This is a genomic window from Gilliamella sp. Lep-s35 (assembly GCF_009795845.1).
Classification (GTDB): Bacteria; Pseudomonadota; Gammaproteobacteria; order Enterobacterales; family Orbaceae; genus Gilliamella.
The window spans coordinates 1-1,088 of record NZ_WTEX01000067.1; the positions used below are offsets into that span (position 1 = coordinate 1).

The following is a 1,088-nucleotide window of genomic DNA, read 5'->3' on the forward strand; positions in this document are numbered from 1 at the left end:
ATCGAGTTATGGTTGTTTTTTGCAGAATTATTATAACTCATATCATGCCGTCTAAAAAATAATCACCAAAGATCAACACGCCCTATTCTTCGCATAGTGCAATCATAGAACATAAGCTATAGAAATACGAACTCTTGAAATAATTAATCGTCTAAAACAATAACTTCATCTGATAGTAAAGGGGTTATAATCGGATAACAATTTGATTTTAAATTAATCCTCATTTCATCTATTAAATAATTGTATAGATTAAAATCATAAGTTGAAATTTCCTGGATTAAAACATGAAGTGCAATTTTAAACTCGGTGGAGTGAAGAAAGTAGAAAGGTGATTTATACTAGCTACTTCGCACCACTACAGTTTGGAGATTGCTATGCATTATAATCACCTTTCTAGGAGGGAAAGATACCAAATTTTCGTATTATTACAAGCAGGAAAGAATAAAAAAGAGATAGCCAGCCACTCAATAGACATCCTTCGACAATAAGTCGTGAGATAAAAAGAAACTCAAAACCTAATCAAACCAATCAAGCACATGAGGCGGTAACACTCGCTCGGAAAAGGCGAAAAAACAGCGGTAATGGTAAGCCAATAAAGTCTTCGGTATGGCGTCAAGTTGAAAAATACCTCATGCTTTATTACAGCCCAGAGCAGATTGCTGCACGTGTAAAGAAAGTGAGCGCCCAATCAATCTATAACTACCTTTATCAAAATAAAGTGCGCTATGAACAATTCAAACCTTATCTAAGGCGAAAAGGCAAAGCCTATAGGCATTGTAAGGCACTGAGAATTAAAGAAGGAGACCGTCGATATAAACGGCCAATTAAACAATGGTATGTCCACACTTTTTAGTACCAAAAAGATAAAGTCATCGATTTCTTTTGTATTCAATCGGCGACTGGTAATTTAATGTTGAATGAAGTCGATTATAATTAAACCAATCCACATAGTGATTAAATTCCAATTTAAGTTGCGCCAGTGAATCAAAAATAGTATTTGACATGTAATAGTCTTCACTCAATCTGACATTTTAGTTATTTTATAACACAAAAGGAGAGTCAGAAATGAATCAAACCGCCAAAATCAT

General features: G+C 34.1%; 1 protein-coding gene. It reads right to left on the reverse strand.

The annotated features are described in order from the left end of the window. Positions 1-869: 869 nt before the first annotated feature. Positions 870-1,004 carry an IS3 family transposase gene (locus GQ590_RS12995; protein WP_160409289.1) on the reverse strand — a complete coding sequence of 45 codons (135 nt, stop codon included), beginning with the start codon at positions 1,002-1,004 and terminating at the stop codon, positions 870-872. Between the last annotated feature and the right edge of the window lie 84 nt (positions 1,005-1,088).